General features: G+C 65.9%; 13 protein-coding genes. 6 read left to right on the forward strand and 7 right to left on the reverse strand.

From position 1 onward, the window contains the following. Positions 1-46 precede the first annotated feature (46 nt). From ACM608_RS04960 to lpdA, 3 genes are all read left to right on the forward strand, one after another. On the forward strand, positions 47-2,944 hold the full coding sequence (locus ACM608_RS04960) for a 2-oxoglutarate dehydrogenase E1 component (RefSeq protein WP_419685102.1): 2,898 nt from the start codon (positions 47-49) through the stop codon (positions 2,942-2,944). 9 nt (positions 2,945-2,953) lie between these two features. Beyond that, entirely contained in the window at positions 2,954-4,207 is a 1,254-nt protein-coding gene (gene odhB / locus ACM608_RS04965) for a 2-oxoglutarate dehydrogenase complex dihydrolipoyllysine-residue succinyltransferase (RefSeq protein ID WP_419682153.1), read from the forward strand. Positions 4,208-4,309: 102 nt separating this feature from the next. Further along, entirely contained in the window at positions 4,310-5,704 is a 1,395-nt protein-coding gene (lpdA, locus tag ACM608_RS04970; protein WP_419682154.1) for a dihydrolipoyl dehydrogenase, read from the forward strand. A gap of 172 nt (positions 5,705-5,876) precedes the next feature. Here lpdA and sppA read toward each other — a convergent pair whose 3' ends face one another. After that, positions 5,877-7,748, reverse strand: coding sequence for a signal peptide peptidase SppA (gene sppA, locus ACM608_RS04975; protein WP_419682155.1), 1,872 nt, complete (start codon positions 7,746-7,748; stop codon positions 5,877-5,879). Positions 7,749-8,000: 252 nt separating this feature from the next. Between sppA and groES the strand changes: the two genes are divergently transcribed. Next, entirely contained in the window at positions 8,001-8,288 is a 288-nt protein-coding gene (groES, locus tag ACM608_RS04980) for a co-chaperone GroES (RefSeq protein WP_419682156.1), read from the forward strand. 63 nt (positions 8,289-8,351) lie between these two features. Continuing rightward, complete coding sequence (groL, locus tag ACM608_RS04985) at positions 8,352-10,007, forward strand: chaperonin GroEL (RefSeq protein WP_419682157.1); 1,656 nt, start codon at positions 8,352-8,354, stop codon at positions 10,005-10,007. 256 nt (positions 10,008-10,263) lie between these two features. On the opposite strand, the gene ACM608_RS04990 is transcribed toward groL, so the two are convergent. The 5 genes from ACM608_RS04990 to ACM608_RS05010 all read right to left on the reverse strand — a co-directional run bounded on the left by ACM608_RS04990 (position 10,264) and on the right by ACM608_RS05010 (position 12,765). Next, complete coding sequence (locus tag ACM608_RS04990; RefSeq protein WP_419682158.1) at positions 10,264-10,689, reverse strand: DUF3597 domain-containing protein; 426 nt, start codon at positions 10,687-10,689, stop codon at positions 10,264-10,266. Between the two features lie 101 nt (positions 10,690-10,790). Then, complete coding sequence (locus ACM608_RS04995; RefSeq protein WP_419682159.1) at positions 10,791-12,020, reverse strand: hypothetical protein; 1,230 nt, start codon at positions 12,018-12,020, stop codon at positions 10,791-10,793. A 92-nt stretch (positions 12,021-12,112) separates the two neighbouring features. Further along, positions 12,113-12,256 carry a hypothetical protein gene (locus ACM608_RS05000; RefSeq protein WP_419682160.1) on the reverse strand — a complete coding sequence of 48 codons (144 nt, stop codon included), beginning with the start codon at positions 12,254-12,256 and terminating at the stop codon, positions 12,113-12,115. A 60-nt stretch (positions 12,257-12,316) separates the two neighbouring features. Beyond that, on the reverse strand, positions 12,317-12,589 hold the full coding sequence (locus ACM608_RS05005) for a type II toxin-antitoxin system RelE/ParE family toxin (RefSeq protein WP_419682161.1): 273 nt from the start codon (positions 12,587-12,589) through the stop codon (positions 12,317-12,319). Further along, a complete protein-coding gene (locus ACM608_RS05010) occupies positions 12,589-12,765 on the reverse strand; it encodes a stability determinant (RefSeq protein WP_419682162.1) in 177 nt (58 codons plus the stop codon). Before ACM608_RS05010 ends, ACM608_RS05005 begins: the two co-directional genes overlap by 1 nt. A 693-nt stretch (positions 12,766-13,458) precedes the next feature. Here ACM608_RS05010 and ACM608_RS05015 point away from each other — a divergent pair. Further along, a complete protein-coding gene (locus ACM608_RS05015) occupies positions 13,459-14,238 on the forward strand; it encodes a hypothetical protein (protein ID WP_419682163.1) in 780 nt (259 codons plus the stop codon). Positions 14,239-14,591: 353 nt separating this feature from the next. On the opposite strand, the gene uvrA is transcribed toward ACM608_RS05015, so the two are convergent. Next, positions 14,592-17,549, reverse strand: coding sequence for an excinuclease ABC subunit UvrA (gene uvrA, locus ACM608_RS05020; RefSeq protein ID WP_419682164.1), 2,958 nt, complete (start codon positions 17,547-17,549; stop codon positions 14,592-14,594). Positions 17,550-17,690: the final 141 nt, after the last annotated feature.

Raw genomic sequence — 17,690 nt, forward strand, 5'->3', positions numbered from 1 at the left:
CGAAGCCCGGTCGCGATCGGGCACGCGACACGGCGAGGACGACGACGTGGGATACGACGCTCTAGACTTCAGTGACGTGGAGGGCGTCAGCCCATCTTTCGTCGAGGCGCTCTACAAGCAGTACGCTGCCGATCCCACCTCCGTCGAGGCCAGTTGGCGCGACTGGTTCTCCGGCCTGGAAACTGCCGCGAGCGGGCCGAGCTGGCAGCGCAAGAACTGGCCGCCGGTCGAAACCGACGCGCTGACTGCCGCTCTCGATCCGACCCAGATGGCGCCCGCGCCCAAGCCGGCGAAGGGCAAGCCTGCCCCGGTCGCCGCGCCGCAGCCCTCCGGCGGTATCGATATCTCCAGCGCCGCCGCCGACTCGATCCGGATCATGAACCTGATCCGCACCTATCGGGTACGCGGCCATCTCGCGGCGGATCTCGACCCGCTCGGCCTCGAAAAGCGCGATCTGCCCGCCGACCTCTCGCCCGAGTTCTGGGGGTTCAGCGGCACCGACCTCGACCGCAGCATCTATCTGGGCGGCACGCTCGGCCTCGAGAAGGCGACGGTTCGGGAGGTCGTCGACATCCTCCGCCGCAATTATTGCGGCCATGTCGGCCTGGAATACATGCACATCGGCGATGTCGAGGAACGCAAGTTCCTGCAGGAGCGGATGGAAGGCCGCGACAAGGAGATCAGCTTCACGCCTGAGGGCAAGAAGGCGATCCTCGCCAAGGTGATCGAGGGCGAGCAGTACGAGAAGTTCCTCGCCAAGAAGTATGTCGGCACCAAGCGCTTCGGCCTGGATGGTGGCGAGTCGATGATCCCTGCGCTTGAAGCGGTCATCAAGTACGGCGGCTCGGCGGGGGTCAGCGAGATCATCGTCGGTATGCCGCACCGCGGGCGCCTGAACGTTCTGACCAACGTCATGGGCAAGCCCTATCGTGCGATCTTCAGCGAGTTCGCGGGCGGCTCCGCGAATCCCGAGGATGTCGGCGGCTCGGGCGACGTGAAGTACCATCTCGGCACCTCGTCCGATCGCGAGTTCGACGGCCATAAGGTCCACCTGAGCCTCGCGCCCAATCCAAGCCATCTGGAGGCGGTCGATCCCGTCGTGCTTGGCAAGGCGCGCGCCAAGCAGACCAAGCTGGACGATCTCAAGCGTCGCCAGGTCCTGCCCGTGCTGCTCCACGGCGATGCCGCCTTTGCGGGGCAGGGGATCATCATGGAGTGCTTCGGCTTCTCCGGTCTGCGCGGCTATTCGACCGGCGGTACGATCCATTTCGTCGTGAACAACCAGGTCGGGTTCACCACCAGCCCTCAGTTCGCGCGCTCCTCGCCATATCCGTCCGACATCGCCAAGATGGTGCAGGCCCCGATACTGCATGTGAACGGCGACGACCCGGAGGCGGTGACCTTCGCTTGCAAGCTCGCCACCGACTTCCGCCAGACCTTCGGCCGCGACGTCGTGATCGACATGTGGTGCTATCGCCGCTTCGGCCATAACGAGGGCGACGAGCCCGGCTTTACCCAGCCGCTGATGTACGACGAGATCCGCAAGCATCCCCCCGTCTCGGTTATCTACGGGGAGCGCCTGAAGCAGGAAGGCGTCGTCGACCAGGTCTGGATCGACGAGCAGACCAGTGCCTTCATCGGCCGCCTCGACGAGGAGTTCGAGGCGGGCAAGTCGTACAAGCCCAACAAGGCCGATTGGTTCGAGGGCGACTGGGCCGGCCTTGCCACGCCAGACGAGGCGATCAGCGCGCGCCGCGCGGCGAAGACCGGCGTGACGCCCGATCAGGTGGCGGAGATGGGACGTGTCCTGACGACCGTTCCCGGCGACCTCAGCATCCACAAGACGCTCGCCCGCGTGCTCGAAGCCAAGAAGGGCATGTTCGAGAGCGGCGAGGGTTTCGACTGGGCGACCGCCGAGGCGATGGCGTTCGGCACGCTGCTGACCGAAGGCTTCGGCGTTCGCCTGTCGGGGCAGGATTCCGGGCGCGGCACGTTCAGCCAGCGCCACGCCGTCTGGGTCGATCAGAAGGACGGGCACAAGTACATCCCGCTCTCCGCGCTCGACCGCCGTTTCCAGGTCCTCGACAGCCCGCTCAGCGAGTTCGGCGTACTCGGCTTCGAATACGGCTATGCCTCCACCGCGCCGAACACGTTGGTGATGTGGGAGGCGCAGTTCGGCGACTTCGCCAACGGCGCGCAGGTGATGATCGACCAGTTCATCGCGGCTGGCGAGGCGAAGTGGCTGCGTGCCAATGGCCTCGTCATGCTGCTGCCGCATGGCTACGAGGGGCAGGGGCCGGAGCATTCGTCTGCCCGTCTGGAGCGCTACCTCCAACTCTGCGCCGAGGACAATATGCAGGTCGCGAACTGCACCACGCCGGCGAACTACTTCCACATCCTGCGCCGGCAGCTGCACCGCAAGTTCCGCAAGCCGCTGATCATCATGACGCCGAAGTCGCTGCTGCGGCACAAGGCGGCGGTGTCGTCGCTGGCGGACTTCACCGGCGACAGCCAGTTCCACCGCGTGCTCTACGATCCCAAGGCGCCGGCCGATGTCGAGGTAAAGCGGCTGGTGCTCTGTTCGGGCAAGGTGTTCTACGATCTCGCCGACGCGCGTGACGCAGCGGGGGATGCGAACACGATGATCCTCCGTGTGGAGCAGATCTATCCGTTCCCGGCCGATGACCTCGCCGCGCGGATCGGCCGGATGACCAATCTGGAGACGGTCGTGTGGTGCCAGGAGGAGCCGAGGAACGCGGGATCCTGGTTCTTCGTCGAGCCGTTGATCGAGGAAGTGCTTGCCACCGTCAAGACGAAGCCGGCCCGCGCGGTCTACGCCGGGCGCGCGGCTTCGGCGGCGACGGCGACCGGCCTCGCCAAGACCCATGCGGCCCAGCAGGCCGCGCTGATCGCCGACGCACTCGGCCACCAACAGAAGGCGTAAGGACAAACGATGGCGACCGACGTAGTCGTACCGACCCTGGGCGAATCCATCACCGAGGCGACCCTTGGCCAGTGGCTGAAGCAGCCCGGCGAAGCGGTGAAGGCTGACGAGCCGATCGCCAGCCTGGAGACTGACAAGGTCGCGGTCGAGGTGCCGGCACCCGTCGCCGGTGTGATCGGCGAACATGTCGCGGCGGAAGGCGACACGGTCAATGTCGGCGCGGTGATCGCCCGCATCAACGAGGGCGCGTCCGCCGACAGCAGCGCGACCCCGAAGGTCGAGGATCGTACCGCAGTCGGCCAGGCCGAGAAGGCGGCTCCGCCCGCTCCGGCAGCTGCCCCCGCGCAGGAGGAGCCGGCGAGCGGCTCGGCTCCGCTCACCTTGTCTCCCTCCGTGCGCCGCGTGGTGCTGGAACGCGGTATCGATCCGACGACGATCAAGGGCACCGGCAAGGATGGCCGGATCACCCGGGACGACGTGATGGCGGCGCCTGCTCCGGCCGCGAAGGCACCTTCGGCTCCTGCGGCGGCATCCTTCGCTCCCGCCGCATCCTCTGGCGGCGAGCGCAAGGAGGAGCGGGTCAAGATGACGCGCCTCCGCCAGACGGTCGCCCGCCGTTTGAAGGAAGCGCAGAACACCGCAGCGATGCTCACCACCTTCAACGACGTCGACATGTCGGCGGTGATGGAGGCGCGATCCAAGTACAAGGACCTGTTCGAGAAGAAGCACGACGTCCGCCTCGGCTTCATGGGCTTCTTCGTGAAGGCGGCGTGCCAGGCGCTGAAGGACGTCCCCGCGGTCAATGCGTCGATCGAGGGCGACGAGATCGTCTATCATGACTATGCCGACATCTCGGTCGCGGTCTCGGCGCCGAACGGCTTGGTCGTGCCCGTCATCCGCGACGCGGACAAGCTGTCCGTCGCCGGGATCGAGAAGACGATCGGCGACTTCGGCAAGCGCGCCAAGGACGGTACGCTGAAGATGGAAGAGATGAAGGGCGGCACCTTCACCATCTCCAACGGTGGCGTGTTCGGATCGCTGATGTCCACCCCGATTATCAACCCGCCGCAGTCCGCCGTCCTTGGTCTCCATCGTATCGAGGAGCGGCCGGTCGTGGTGAACGGCCAGATCGTCATCAAGCCGATGATGTACCTGGCGCTGAGCTACGACCACCGCCTGATCGATGGCCGCGAGGCGGTGACCTTCCTGGTCGCGATCAAGAACGCGATCGAGGATCCGACCCGCGTTCTGATCGACCTGTAAGAGACTTTCGGCCCTGACCGTCATCCCGGCGCTTGTTGGGAGCTAGTTCCGACGGTGGGCCTGGATACCGGCCTCCGCCGGTACGACGATGAGGAAGAACGAATGGCTGACTACAATTTCGACGTGCTGGTGATCGGTTCCGGTCCCGGCGGCTATGTCGCGGCGATCCGCGCGGCGCAGCTGGGGCTGAAGACAGCCTGTGCCGAGAGCCGGGAGACGCTGGGTGGCACCTGCCTCAACGTGGGCTGCATTCCGTCCAAGGCAATGCTGCATGCCTCGGAGCTTTTCGGAGAGGCGGCGACTGGCAAGCTCGCCAAGCTCGGCGTCAAGCTGGGTTCCGTCGAACTCGACCTGGGCGCCATGCACGCGCAGCGTCGCGAGGCGGTGAAGGGGCTGACCGGCGGCATCGAGTACCTGTTCAAGAAGAACAAGGTCGAGTGGCTGAAGGGCCATGCCAAGTTCACCGGCAAGGACACCGTGGATGTCGCGGGCAAGACGGTCCGCGCCAAGAACATCATCATCGCCACCGGCTCCTCGGTCACCCCGCTGCCGGGCGTCGAGATTGACGAGGATGTCGTCGTTTCCTCCACCGGCGCGCTGGAGCTGGCGAAGGTGCCGGAGAAGATGGTCGTGATCGGCGGTGGCGTGATCGGACTCGAACTAGGTTCGGTGTGGAGCCGCCTGGGTGCCAAGGTGACCGTTGTCGAGTTCCTCGACCAGATCCTGCCCGGCATGGACGGCGAGATCCGCAAGGAAGCCAACAAGATCTTCAAGAAGCAGGGTCTTGAGTTCAAGCTGTCGACCAAGGTCACGGCCGTGAAGGTCGACGGCGGCAAGGCGACGCTGACCGTGGAGCCGGCCGCAGGCGGTGCGGCCGAGACGATCGAGGCCGACGCCGTGCTGGTCTCGATCGGCCGCAAGCCGAATACCGATGGACTGAACCTCGAAGCGGCCGGCCTCTCAGTCAACAAGCGCGGGCAGATCGAGATCGACCATGACTTCGCCACGCCCGTGCCGGGTATCTGGGCGATCGGCGATGTCGTGCCCGGCCCGATGCTGGCGCATAAGGCCGAGGACGAAGGCATCGCGGTGGCGGAGAACATCGCGGGCCTGACCGGGATCGTGAACCACGATGTCATCCCCTCCGTCGTCTACACCACGCCGGAGATCGCAGGCGTCGGCCTGACCGAGGAAGCGGCCAAGGAGAAGGGCGCGATCAAGGTCGGCAAGTTCCCGATGGCCGGCAACAGCCGCGCGAAGACCAACCACGAGCCCGACGGCTTCGTGAAGGTGATCGCCGATGCCGAGACCGACCGCGTGCTGGGCGTGTGGATCATCACCTCGGTCGCCGGCACGATGATCGCGCAGGCGGCGCAGGCAATGGAATTCGGCGCGACGTCCGAAGACATCGCCTACACCTGCCACGCGCATCCGACGCATTCCGAAGCGATCAAGGAAGCGGCGATGGCGGTGCTCGGCAAGCCGATCCACATCTGAGAAAGAGCGCACCGGAGTTGCCCGCGTGAGCGCGGCGACTCCGATGAAGCTCGTCCTATGTCCGATGGTGCGGTGTAGGACAGGACCTTCTTAGGTCTCTTCTCAGACTGTCCGTTCGGGTGCTGGCCCTTCGACAGGCTCAGAGCGAACGGAGTGGAAGACGTTCAGTTTTCTAACGGATCTGAAGTGCAGTTCTGGCCAGCGTCGCCAACCAGCTGTTTTCGGGCCTCACCGGTCGCGCCGCCGCTGTTCCGCATTCCAGGCAGCGGGCCTGAATCGCGGCACCGGTGGACAGCTTCTCCGCTTCCGCCAGTGCCTGCGCGATCAGCGCCTGGGGGCGGGCGGCGAGGCGGGTGAAGACGTCGACGCGGGCGTCGCCGCGCCGTTCGCGGTCGCGATAATCCTTGAAGAGTTGCGCCCAGATCGACGGTGCCTTCTCGATCAAGACCGGACGCGCATGCTGCGGATCAACCTTGGCGAGCCGCGCGGCGGCGGTGACGGCGGCATCGAGGCCGCCATACTCGTCGATCAGGCCAAGGCGCTTGGCGTCGATCCCCGCCCAGACACGGCCCTGGGCGATCTCGTGGACGGCGGCGAGCGTCATGTTGCGCGACCGGGCGACGAGGCCGAGGAACCGGGCATAATAGTTGTCGACGCCTGCCTGGACGAGACGGTCGACCTCCGGCGTGGTGCCGCGCAGGACATCGGGCTGTCCGGAATAGGGCGTGGTGCGAACGCCATCAGCGCCGAGGCCAAGCTTGGCGAGACTGCCTTCGAAAGTGGGGATGATGCCGAACACGCCGATCGACCCGGTAATGGTGGACGGCTCGGCAAAGATGCGGTCGGCGGGGGTCGAGACCCAATAGCCGCCGCTCGCCGCCACCGAGCCCATCGAGACGACGACCGGCAGGCCCGAGGCCTTGACCTTGACGATCGCGCTGCGGATGCGCTCGGATGCGTTGACCGATCCGCCGGGGGAATCGACTCGGACGACGAGCGCCTTCATCTTGCCGTCGGCAAGAGCGCGCAGCAGGTTGTCGGCGATGTCGTCGCCGCCCGCCGTGCCGGGAGGGGCGCTGCCATCCACGATCTCCCCCGCGATGGTCAGGACGCCGATTGGGGCCCCGGCGGGCTGGGGGACGGCGCGGGCATAATCGTCAAAGCGGATCTGCCTGTACGGCGTCACACCGTCATTTGCCCCGCCGGCGAGTTCGGCGAGCCGTGCGTTGAAGGCGAGGCGGTCGCCGATGCGGTCGATCAGTCCGGCGGCTTGCGCGGCCTTCGCCATGTCCCCGCCCGACGCGGCGACGCGATCGGCAGGGGCCGCGACATAGGTGGCGACCTGCGCCTTCGGCCGTGCCCTGGCGACGTCCGCCTGCCAGTTGGTCCAGATGGTGTCGGCGAGCGCCTGCGCGGCCGCCCTGGCCTCGGGCGACTGGTCCGAGCGGGTGAATGGTTCGACCGCCGACTTGAACTTGCCGACGCGGTAGACGTGGGCAGTGACGCCCAGCTTGTCGAGCAGGCCCTTGTAGTAGAGCTGCGTGCCGCCGGGGCCGGTGACCAGCACCGCGCCGATCGGATCGAGCCAGACCTCGCTGGCATGGGCGGCGAGCTGGTACCCATCGTCGGTATAGCCGCTCGCGAAGGCGAGAACCGGCTTGCCGGAGGCGCGCACCTTGTCCAGCGCCGCGCCGACCTCGCCGAGTGCGGCATGGCCGCCGCCGCCGAACTGGTCGAGATCGAGCGCGACCGCCTTGACGCGGCTGTCGCCCGCTGCGGCGGCGAGGCTGCGGAGGATGTCACGCAGCCGGTATTCGCGGGCGCTGGTGTCGTTGGTCAGGATCGCGGTCGGCGGAACCTCGGCGGGCTGCTCGACGATCGGCCCGTCGAGATCCAGCACCAGCGCGCCTTCGCGGATCGAGATGGGAGCGGGGCGGAAGGAGAGGGCGGCGTAGAGCGCGCCGAAGAACAGCAGCAGCAGCAGCAGGACCAGCGCGTCCTTCACGCCACGCAGGATCTTCCATGTCCATTTCAGGATTTTCATGCCGCTCCGCTTCTGATCACAGACGGGTGTCGCCGGTTCGATCCCGCTCCTACCCCGCTTCGCCGCCGCCGTCATTGCCTTGCAAGAAAAGCACCGTCTTGTCGCTTCGCCGCTTGAACGACTTTTCCGTTGTCCTAAATGCGGGGCGTTGGCACTCCTGCAAAGAGAGTGCTAACAGCAGTTCACGGATGCGGACGAGTCGCCGAGAAGGGGCTCGCCCGCGCCTTACCATGGAAGCAAAAGGAGACGAGCATGGGGTTCCGTCCACTGCATGACCGCGTACTGGTCAAGCGCATCGAGGCCGAGGAAAAGACGGCCGGTGGCATCATCATCCCCGACACCGCCAAGGAAAAGCCGCAGGAGGGCGAGGTCATCGCCGCCGGCACCGGGCTGAAGTCGGACGACGGCAAGATCACGCCGCTGGACGTCAAGGCGGGCGACCGCATCCTGTTCGGCAAGTGGTCCGGCACCGAGGTCAAGCTCGACGGGCAGGATCTGCTGATCATGAAGGAAAGCGACATCCTGGGGATCGTCGGCTGACGCCAACGGATTCGGGATCTTACGCTGATCTTCAACGCAACGAATTGAGAAGGAACACAGAACATGGCAGCGAAAGACGTCAAGTTTTCGCGTGACGCCCGTGAGCGCATCCTGCGCGGCGTCGACATCCTGGCCGATGCGGTCAAGGTGACCCTGGGCCCCAAGGGCCGCAACGTCGTGATCGACAAGAGCTTCGGCGCGCCGCGCATCACCAAGGACGGCGTCACCGTCGCCAAGGAGATCGAGCTGAAGGACAAGTTCGAGAACATGGGTGCGCAGATGCTGCGCGAAGTGGCCTCGAAGACCAACGACAATGCCGGCGACGGCACGACCACCGCGACCGTCCTGGCGCAGGCGATCGTCCGTGAGGGCATGAAGTCGGTGGCCGCCGGCATGAACCCGATGGACCTGAAGCGCGGCATCGACCAGGCGGTCGAGAAGGTCGTCGCCGACGTGAAGTCGCGTTCGAAGCCCGTGTCCGGCACGCAGGAAGTCGCCCAGGTCGGCATCATCTCGGCAAACGGCGATACCGTCGTCGGTGAGAAGATCGCCGAGGCGATGGAGAAGGTCGGCAAGGAAGGCGTCATCACTGTCGAGGAGGCCAAGGGCCTCGAATTCGAGCTGGATGTCGTCGAGGGCATGCAGTTCGACCGCGGCTACCTCTCGCCGTACTTCATCACCAACCCGGAGAAGATGACGGTCGAGCTGAACGACCCGTACATCCTGATCCACGAGAAGAAGCTGTCGAACCTGCAGGCGATCCTTCCGATCCTGGAAGCCGTCGTTCAGTCGGGCCGTCCGCTCCTGATCATCGCCGAGGACATCGAGGGCGAGGCGCTCGCCACGCTCGTCGTCAACAAGCTGCGCGGCGGCCTGAAGGTCGCGGCCGTCAAGGCGCCGGGCTTCGGCGATCGCCGCAAGGCGATGCTGGAGGACATCGCGATCCTGACCAAGGGCGAGATGATCTCCGAGGACCTCGGCATCAAGCTTGAGAACGTCACGATCGGCATGCTCGGCACCGCCAAGCGCGTCACCATCGACAAGGACAACACCACCATCGTTGACGGTGCGGGTGAAGCCGAGTCGATCAAGGGCCGCATCGAGGCGATCCGCCGCCAGATCGAGAACACCACCAGCGACTATGACCGTGAGAAGCTCCAGGAGCGTCTCGCCAAGCTCGCCGGCGGCGTTGCCGTGATCAAGGTCGGCGGTTCGTCCGAGGTCGAGGTCAAGGAGCGCAAGGACCGCGTCGACGACGCGCTGCACGCGACCCGCGCGGCCGTGGAAGAGGGCATCGTCCCCGGTGGCGGCACCGCGCTGCTCTACGCCTCGAAGGCGCTGGACGGCCTGGTCGGCGCGAACGACGACCAGACCCGCGGCATCGACATCATCCGCCGCTCGCTGACCGCTCTGGTTCGCCAGATCGCCAGCAACGCGGGTCATGACGGCGCGGTCGTCTCAGGCAAGCTGCTCGAGAGCAACGACCCGACCCTCGGCTTCAACGCGCAGACCGACAAGTACGAGAACCTCGTCGCGGCCGGCGTGATCGATCCGACCAAGGTCGTCCGCACCGCCCTCCAGAACGCGGCCTCGGTCGCGGGCCTGCTGATCACCACCGAGGCGGCGGTCTCCGACGCCCCGGCGGACGAGAAGGCCGGCGCCGGCGGCATGCCGGGTGGCATGGGCGGAATGGGCGGCATGGGCGGCATGGACTTCTGATTTCGCACCGGTGCAGCCGATGGCTGCACCGGAGACGAAATCAGAACGGCCGGCGGGTCGGCGGCAAGTCCGCCGAACCCGTCCGACGGGCCGGGCTGCGCCCGGTTCGTCCCAAGCCAGACCGAAGTTGGGGCCGGGGGAGCGATCCTCCGGCCCTTTTCTTGTGTGTGCCTCACTTGGTCGTGGCTTGTGCCCGGCGCGATTCCCGCTTTCGCGGGAATGACGAGAGGGGTGCAACGAGCGTGACGCCTGCCCCTTAGTCCTTAAGGTCCGCCGGCACCTTGCCGCCGTTTTCGGCGAGCTTCTTCATCACCGCCTTGTGGAGGGCGATGTTCATTTCCGCCGAGCCGTCCTTCGGGCCGGCATAGCCGATCTCCTCGGCCAGCTCCTTGCGGGCGGTGAGGCTGGAATCGAGGCCGAGGAGCTTCATCAGGTCGACGATCGAGCTGCGCCAGTTGAGCTGCTGCCCGGACTTGGCGGCGAGATCGGTCAGCACCGCCTCGACATCCACCTCGGCCATCGGCGCGGGGGCGGGTGAGGCGGCGGGGGCCGGGGCGGGCTTCGCGGTGGGGGCGGCGGGGGGCGGGGTTGGAGCAGCCTTGGGCGTCGGCGCGGGGGCCGGGGCGGGGGCGGCGGGCTTGTGTCCGAAGATGGCGTCCTTGATCTTGCTGAAGATGCTCATGCGTTCTGCCTTTGTGGGGGATGGGATGGGCGGAACGTGTGGGGGGGAGCGATGATCCTGCCCGGGGAGGGGGAGGCAGTCAGAGGCGCTGGAGGGTTGGGTCAGCAAGAGCTGGCCTTGGTGGTTGCGGCACCTACCCCTCCACCAGCCTGCGGCTGGTCCCCCTCCCCCTCCGGGGGAGGTATGAGTTGCGCGGCCGCCGCCTCTTCCGCCGCCACCGTCTTTTCCGCCCATTCGGTGGCGAAGTCCTCGAGATAGTTCTCGAACCAGCGGTCGCGGGCGATGGTCTCCCTGGCTCCCTGCGCGGCGATCTCGACGTCGGCGGGGGTGTCCATGATCGCGACCTCCTCGGCGGTCAGCTCGCGCTGGTAATCGGGCGCCCCGTAATAGCTCCACCACTCGCCGTCGAAGCCCTCCGGCGCGGGGAAGCGGGTGCGCCAGCACTGGCTGCCTTGGTGGAACCAGACGGGCTTGGGCTGCTTCAGCGGCGGCAGATCGTCGCTAAGTTGCGAAAGTTGCGGTTCACGCGCTGCCTCGTCCGGATCCTCCACGGGGGTGACGGCGATCAGCCCGGCGGCCTCGGCGCGCTGCCACTGCTCGGCGGTCCAGGTCGCGCGGGTGGCGAGATCGAGATCGGCGGTGTCGACCTCGGAGGCGAGGCCCGCGCCTGCCTTCAGGAAACGGTCGGCGCGGGCGAGCGCCACGACGGGGGCGAGATCGGCGGCGGCGCTGTCGCCCGGCGCGCCCGCCTCTCCGACGGGAAGCCGCGCGGCGAGGAACAGGCCGGCGCGGGCCGGCCCCTCGTCACGCTCGACCAGGTCGAGGAAGGCATCGAACTCCTGCGCGACGAGGCGGGCGGCGAGGCCGTGGCCGTGCGGATCGGGCGCATCCGCCTGCCGATCGGCGCGGGCGAGCATGTGCAGGCCGAGGCGGTTGTCGATGCGGGTGCGGGTGATGGTGACGATCTTGGTGCCCCCCTCCCTGTCGATGGCTTCCTTCTCGACCGTCTCCTTCTGGCCGTGGATGGCGCGGGCGAGGAGGGTGGCGGCGATCCGTTCCCGCCCATGCAGGTTCGCCGCCGCCCAGCCGAGCGCGAAGGCCGAGCCCGGCGCGCGGCGACGGAAGCTGTAGGCAGAGGTCGCGCTGAGCCCGACGACGAGGCAGGCGTCGTCCACGGTGTGCCCGTCGGCGATGAGTTCGAGGAAGCGGCGCTGGCGATCGGGCGTCCAGCCGTCGTTGCGGTGGCGGTGGGCGGATGCGGTTTCGGGCGCCGGGGTGGCGGTGGCCGCATCCGACGCGGCGGGGGAGGAGATGGCGGTGTGGGCGTTCATGGGCCGAGTCCTGTCGAAATGGTTTCGCGGACCCGACTGATATGCACCAACCGGGGGTGTAGGACAGGGGTTTGTTGCGGGTTTGTTCCAGTCTACTCGGCCGGCGCGGTGCGCCGCTTGTGGTCGCTGAAGCGTTCCCCGTCACGCCGCTCCGTGCGGTGGCCGTTCACCTTCCAGTGCTTGCACAACTTGCAGCCGGCGCGGGCATTGCGGGGGCGTTTGCGCTTGTGATGCATGGTCCGATCTCCTGAAGACAGTCGATCAGGGTATCAGAGTGGCAGGTCAGGCGGCAAGCGTCAGGGGTATTGCTGACGAGTGTGGACCAGCGTGAGAATCTCTATCGCGTTGGCGGTGACGCGGTAGATGAGAATGTAGTTCGGGTGGACGACCGCTTCCCGCGTGCCGTCGATGCGGCCAGGGCGGTGTGCATAGGGGTGGTCTGTCAGGCGCTCGGAGGCTTCGATGATGCGATCCGCAAGCCGCTCGGCCGCGAGTTTGTTGCGTTCGGCGATAAAGTCGATCGCGGCGCGAAACTCGTGTCGCGCTTCATCACTCCAGATCAGGAGCATCAGGCTTTGCGATGCTTCTCGATGATCGCCCGGACCTCGGCCACAACCTGATCATGGGGCACGCGCGGCTTGTCCGATGCAATCGCGCGGGCAACCTTGGCGCGGACCCAGGCGTCATGCGCCTCCGCCTCCTCGGTCGTCGCAAACTCGGAGACGAGAGGGTCGAGCTTGGTCATGGGGGTAAGATAAGGCAGATGGCCGGATGTTGGAAGAGGGGCGGGTGAGCGCAGGCGTTAAGACCGGACTTTCCGCTGCTCCCGCCGCAAGGCATCATCGTCTCATGGGGGAAAAGATTTAGCAAACTGTCGCCGTAACTCCGCGCCGTAAGTCCGTTTGACGAAGCGCTTGGCCGCTACCTCCAGCCGATCTCAAGGAAGTCGAGAATAACATAGAGCGCGAAAAAACGGAGCGGCCGGAGCCGCCCCAAGTGGTTGATGACGAGCTACCCGAAGGCAGCGACTAGACCGCTAAATTAGCGGCGGCGGTAGTGGGGGCGCACCCGCTCGATACGGCAATGCCGGATGCGGATGTAAGTGCGAACGAAAACCATCGGTCGCGTGCTCCATCTTGCCCCGAGCGCCGAATTATGCGAAACGGTGCTTCTCACAGTCAGCCGTTCCGAAGGCGATTTCGTCGGTCGGGGTAGGTTACGGGAGAGGCGGCCTTCGGGTCGCCTTTCTCATATGCGGCTCTCGTTACCGCTGCTCGGTCGCTATCAAATTGGCTCCTCCTGCATCAAGCGAGTCTCGCTCGCATCGGTTTGATAAGCAGAAACCGTTCCGCCCGCAAGCCTTCTTCAAGGGTGATGTGAAATTCATTGAAATTGAAATTCAGGCGTGAGAATAATCCGATGTACTTCGGAGGCTGACATGGCGGACACCCCCTCTACACGTTTCCCGTTTATCAACCTCACCAAGGCGCTGGATCGAGCCGAGGCGCTCTACAACGACGATCGGCGAGGTAATGGCCTCAAGATGCCAACGGCGTTTGCCTCGTGGGGCTATTCGGACAAGAGCAGCGGCGGCTTCCAAACAGTAGCGGCGCTTAAAGGCTACGGTCTGCTGGCTGATGCTGGAGCAAATGCCGAGCGAGCGGTCAAGCTCACCGATGCCGCGCGCAAGTACTTTATGACCGAGATTGAGGATGACCGAGCGGAGCTGCGCGCCACGTTCGCTCTCTCACCGAACCTCATGCGTCATTTGCACAAACACTGGGGGGATGAGCTGCCGAGCGACCCCGTTGCGCGCAGCTACTTGAAGACCGAAATCGGACTGAACGATCAGTCGGCGCGTGCAGCATTGGGCATCTACAAGGACAATCTAACCTTCGTTTTCAATAAGGGATCGGGTGATGGCGATGACGATCAGGCGACCGCCCCGACCGGCGGCGATCGTCAAGAGGACGTTACGGTGCAACATTCACAAGTTCAGGCGACCGCGCCCCAGAGGACGGCTCCGACTATGATCGTTGAAGGGCCGGAGCTTAAGCTGTCGCGATCCGTCAATGGCGGATACGTCATTCATCTAAGCGGTGCGATTATGAACAAGGCGCACGCAGAAGAGGCGCTAACCCTGATTACTGCGCTGAAAGCGGCACTTCGCGAGGCGCCAGAGATGCCATCGCCGACGGACGATGGCAGAAACATTTGACCCGAAGCGGGGCTTTTTGGTGTAAGCTGCATCCATGTCACTATTGAAGCCATGGTCGCCATACAGGCAAATCGTGATCGAGACCTACGAAGGGCCGTCGAGAGGCGGCAAGGGCAGCGTCCGCGCTAGGCCAGTCTCCGGGCAGTTTTATTCTGAAACCATGAATGTGGAATGCTCACGCGATATGCGGAAGCGCTACGCGGTAGGCACTAAGTTTCGCATCTATGCGAAAGAGGTGACGAAGGAGGATGGAACGCCCTTCTTATACACTCATTTCAGTTGGCCCGCTGAGATCGTGAAATAATGGTGGATCACGCACGTATATAGATTCTCCCCGGAAGGGGAGAGTGAGATTAGGCGGTTGCTTTTGTCTTCCGCACTCTCTTCACCGGCGCTGCCTCCGCCACCGGTGCCACGCCCGCCCGCGCCAACAACGGCGCCAAATACCGTCCCGTATAGCTGCCCGGCACCTCCGCCACCTGCTCGGGCGTGCCCTCCGCGACGATCTCGCCGCCCTTGACGCCGCCTTCGGGGCCGAGGTCGATGATCCAGTCGGCGGTCTTGATGACGTCGAGATTGTGTTCGATCACGACGACGCTGTTGCCCTGTTCGACGAGGGCGTGGAGGACCTCCAGGAGCTTTCGCACATCCTCGAAATGGAGGCCGGTGGTGGGTTCGTCGAGGATGTAGAGGGTCTGGCCGGTGGCTCTACGGGCGAGTTCCTTGGCGAGCTTGACGCGCTGCGCCTCGCCGCCGCTGAGCGTCGTCGCCTGTTGGCCGACATGGACGTAGCCGAGGCCGACCTCCGCCAGCATGTTCATCTTGTCGCGGATCGGCGGTACGGCCTTGAAGAACTCGGCCGCGTCCTCGACCGTCATGTCCAGCACGTCGGCGATCGACTTGCCCTTGAACTGCACTTCCAGCGTTTCGCGGTTGTAGCGCTTGCCGTGGCAGACGTCGCAGGTGACGTAGACGTCGGGGAGGAAGTGCATCTCGATCTTGAGCAGGCCGTCGCCGGTGCACGCCTCGCACCGGCCGCCCTTCACGTTGAAGGAAAAGCGGCCGGGCTTGTAGCCGCGCGCCTGCGCCTCCGGGAGCCCCGCGAACCAGTCGCGGATCGCGGTGAAGGCGCCGGTATAGGTCGCGGGGTTGGAGCGCGGGGTGCGGCCGATCGGCGACTGATCGATGTCGATCACCTTGTCGAGATGCTGAAGGCCGTCGATCCCGTCGCACGGGCCGCAGATCACGCGCGCGCCGTTCAGCGCGCGGGCGGCGCCGGCATAGAGCGTGTCGAGCGTGAAGCTGGACTTGCCCGATCCCGAGACGCCGGTGATGCAGGTGAAGGTGCCGAGCGGGATCGACGCGCTGACGCCGCGCAGGTTGTTGGCGCGGGCGTTCTTCACCGTCAGCTTCTTGCCGTTGCCCTTGCGGCGGGTGGGGGTGACGGCGATCTCGCGCCGGCCGGTCAGGTAGTCGGCGGTGAGGCTGGCGTCGTTGGCGAGGACCTGATCGAGCGTGCCGGCGGCGATCACCTCGCCCCCACGCTTGCCCGCACCCGGCCCCATGTCGATGACGTAGTCGGCGGAGCGGATCGCGTCCTCGTCATGCTCCACGACGAGCACGGTGTTGCCGAGATCGCGGAGGCGGCGGAGGGTGGCAAGCAGCATGTCGTTGTCGCGCTGGTGCAGGCCGATCGACGGCTCGTCGAGGACGTAGAGCACGCCGGACAGGCCGGAGCCGATTTGGCTGGCAAGGCGGATGCGCTGGCTCTCCCCGCCGGAGAGGGTGCCGGAGGTGCGGTCGAGATTGAGGTAGTCGAGGCCGACATTGTTGAGGAAGCCGAGCCGCTCGACAATCTCCTTCAGAATGCGTTCGGCGATCGCCTTCTGCTGATCGGTCATGCCCTCCGTGAGGCCCGAGAAGAAGGCGAGGGCGTCGACCACCGAGAGGTGGGTGGCGTGGCTGATGTCCTGCCCGGCGATCTTGACGGCCAGCGCCTCGGGCTTGAGGCGCGCGCCGCCGCAGGTCTCGCAAGGGGAGGGCGTCTGGTACTGCGCCAGCTCCTCCCGCATCCACGCGCTCTCGGTCTGGAGCATGCGGCGGTTGAGGTTGCCGATCACGCCCTCGAAGGGCTTGTTGACCTCGTACGACTTCTTGCCGTCGATGAAGCGGAGGGTGACGGGCTTGCCCTTGGTGCCGGTGAGGATGACGGCCTGCGTCTCCTCGGGAAGGTCGCGCCAGGGGGTGTCGAGGGTGAAGTCATAGGCGCGGGCGAGGCTGGCCAGCACCTGCATGTAATAGGGGCTGGGCGGGTTCGACTTGGCCCAGGGGACGATCGCGCCCTTCTTGATCGTCAGCGCCTCATTGGGGACGACGAGGTTGGGATCGAAGAGGAGCTTCTCGCCGAGGCCGTCGCAGGTGGGGCAGGCGCCTTGCGGGGCGTTGAAGGAGAAGAGGCGCGGCTCGATCTCCGGAATGGTGAAGCCGGAGACGGGGCAGGCGAACTTTTCGGAGAAGACGATGCGGTTGTCGGGCACGCCCGCGCCCTTCATCTTCGCGCCCGAGGCGGTGCGGTCGGCATCCGGCAGCGCGCCGTCGGCCAGATCCACATAGGCCAGCCCCTCGGCCAGCTTCAGCGCGGTTTCGAAGCTGTCGGCGAGGCGGCTTTCGATGCCTTCGCGAACGGCGAGGCGGTCGACCACCACCTCGATGTCGTGCTTGTACTTCTTGTCGAGCGCGGGGGCGGACTCGATCTCGTGGAACTCGCCGTCGATGCGGACGCGGGTGAAGCCGTCCTTCTGCCATTGCGCGAGTTCCTTGCGGTACTCGCCCTTGCGCCCGCGCACGACCGGGGCGAGGAGGTAGAGGCGGGTGCCCTCCGGCAGGGCCATGACGCGGTCCACCATCTGGCTGACCGTCTGCGCGGCGATCGGCAGGCCGGTGGCGGGCGAATAGGGCACGCCGACCCGCGCCCAGAGCAGGCGCATATAGTCGTAGATCTCGGTCACGGTGGCGACCGTCGAGCGCGGGTTGCGGCTGGTCGTCTTCTGCTCGATCGAGATCGCGGGGCTGAGGCCCTCGATATGATCGACGTCGGGCTTCTGCATCAGCTCCAGGAACTGGCGCGCATAGGCGGAGAGGGACTCCACGTAACGCCGCTGCCCCTCGGCATAGATGGTGTCGAAGGCGAGGCTGGACTTGCCGGAGCCGGAGAGGCCGGTGATCACCGTCAGCGTATCGCGCGGGATGTCGACATCCACGCCCTTGAGATTGTGCTCGCGCGCGCCGCGGACGCTTATGTGCGTGAGCATACGGCGCACCTCTGCTCGGGGATGTGGGTCAGCATGTGGGGTGTTCTAGCTCTGTTCTGGCGAGAGGGCTAGCGGGGAGATAGGGAGCGGTGGCTGGAATCGCCAGTGAAAGTGCGGGCGTCCGCGAACTGACTTCTATCC

The sequence above is a fragment of the Sphingomonas sp. ID0503 genome, from assembly GCF_048565625.1.
Lineage (GTDB): Bacteria > Pseudomonadota > Alphaproteobacteria > Sphingomonadales > Sphingomonadaceae > JBLZUR01.

What these genes read in the sequence shown, in the direction of transcription:
- ACM608_RS04995 (WP_419682159.1), bottom strand. Translation starts at nt 12,020, where the DNA reads ATGAACGCCCACACCGCCATCTCCTCCCCCGCCGCGTCGGATGCGGCC.
- ACM608_RS05000 (WP_419682160.1), bottom strand. Translation starts at nt 12,256, where the DNA reads ATGCATCACAAGCGCAAACGCCCCCGCAATGCCCGCGCCGGCTGCAAG.
- lpdA (WP_419682154.1), top strand. Translation starts at nt 4,310, where the DNA reads ATGGCTGACTACAATTTCGACGTGCTGGTGATCGGTTCCGGTCCCGGC.
- ACM608_RS05005 (WP_419682161.1), bottom strand. Translation starts at nt 12,589, where the DNA reads ATGCTCCTGATCTGGAGTGATGAAGCGCGACACGAGTTTCGCGCCGCG.
- ACM608_RS05010 (WP_419682162.1), bottom strand. Translation starts at nt 12,765, where the DNA reads ATGACCAAGCTCGACCCTCTCGTCTCCGAGTTTGCGACGACCGAGGAG.
- odhB (WP_419682153.1), top strand. Translation starts at nt 2,954, where the DNA reads ATGGCGACCGACGTAGTCGTACCGACCCTGGGCGAATCCATCACCGAG.
- sppA (WP_419682155.1), bottom strand. Translation starts at nt 7,748, where the DNA reads ATGAAAATCCTGAAATGGACATGGAAGATCCTGCGTGGCGTGAAGGAC.
- groES (WP_419682156.1), top strand. Translation starts at nt 8,001, where the DNA reads ATGGGGTTCCGTCCACTGCATGACCGCGTACTGGTCAAGCGCATCGAG.
- ACM608_RS05015 (WP_419682163.1), top strand. Translation starts at nt 13,459, where the DNA reads ATGGCGGACACCCCCTCTACACGTTTCCCGTTTATCAACCTCACCAAG.
- groL (WP_419682157.1), top strand. Translation starts at nt 8,352, where the DNA reads ATGGCAGCGAAAGACGTCAAGTTTTCGCGTGACGCCCGTGAGCGCATC.
- uvrA (WP_419682164.1), bottom strand. Translation starts at nt 17,549, where the DNA reads ATGCTCACGCACATAAGCGTCCGCGGCGCGCGCGAGCACAATCTCAAG.
- ACM608_RS04990 (WP_419682158.1), bottom strand. Translation starts at nt 10,689, where the DNA reads ATGAGCATCTTCAGCAAGATCAAGGACGCCATCTTCGGACACAAGCCC.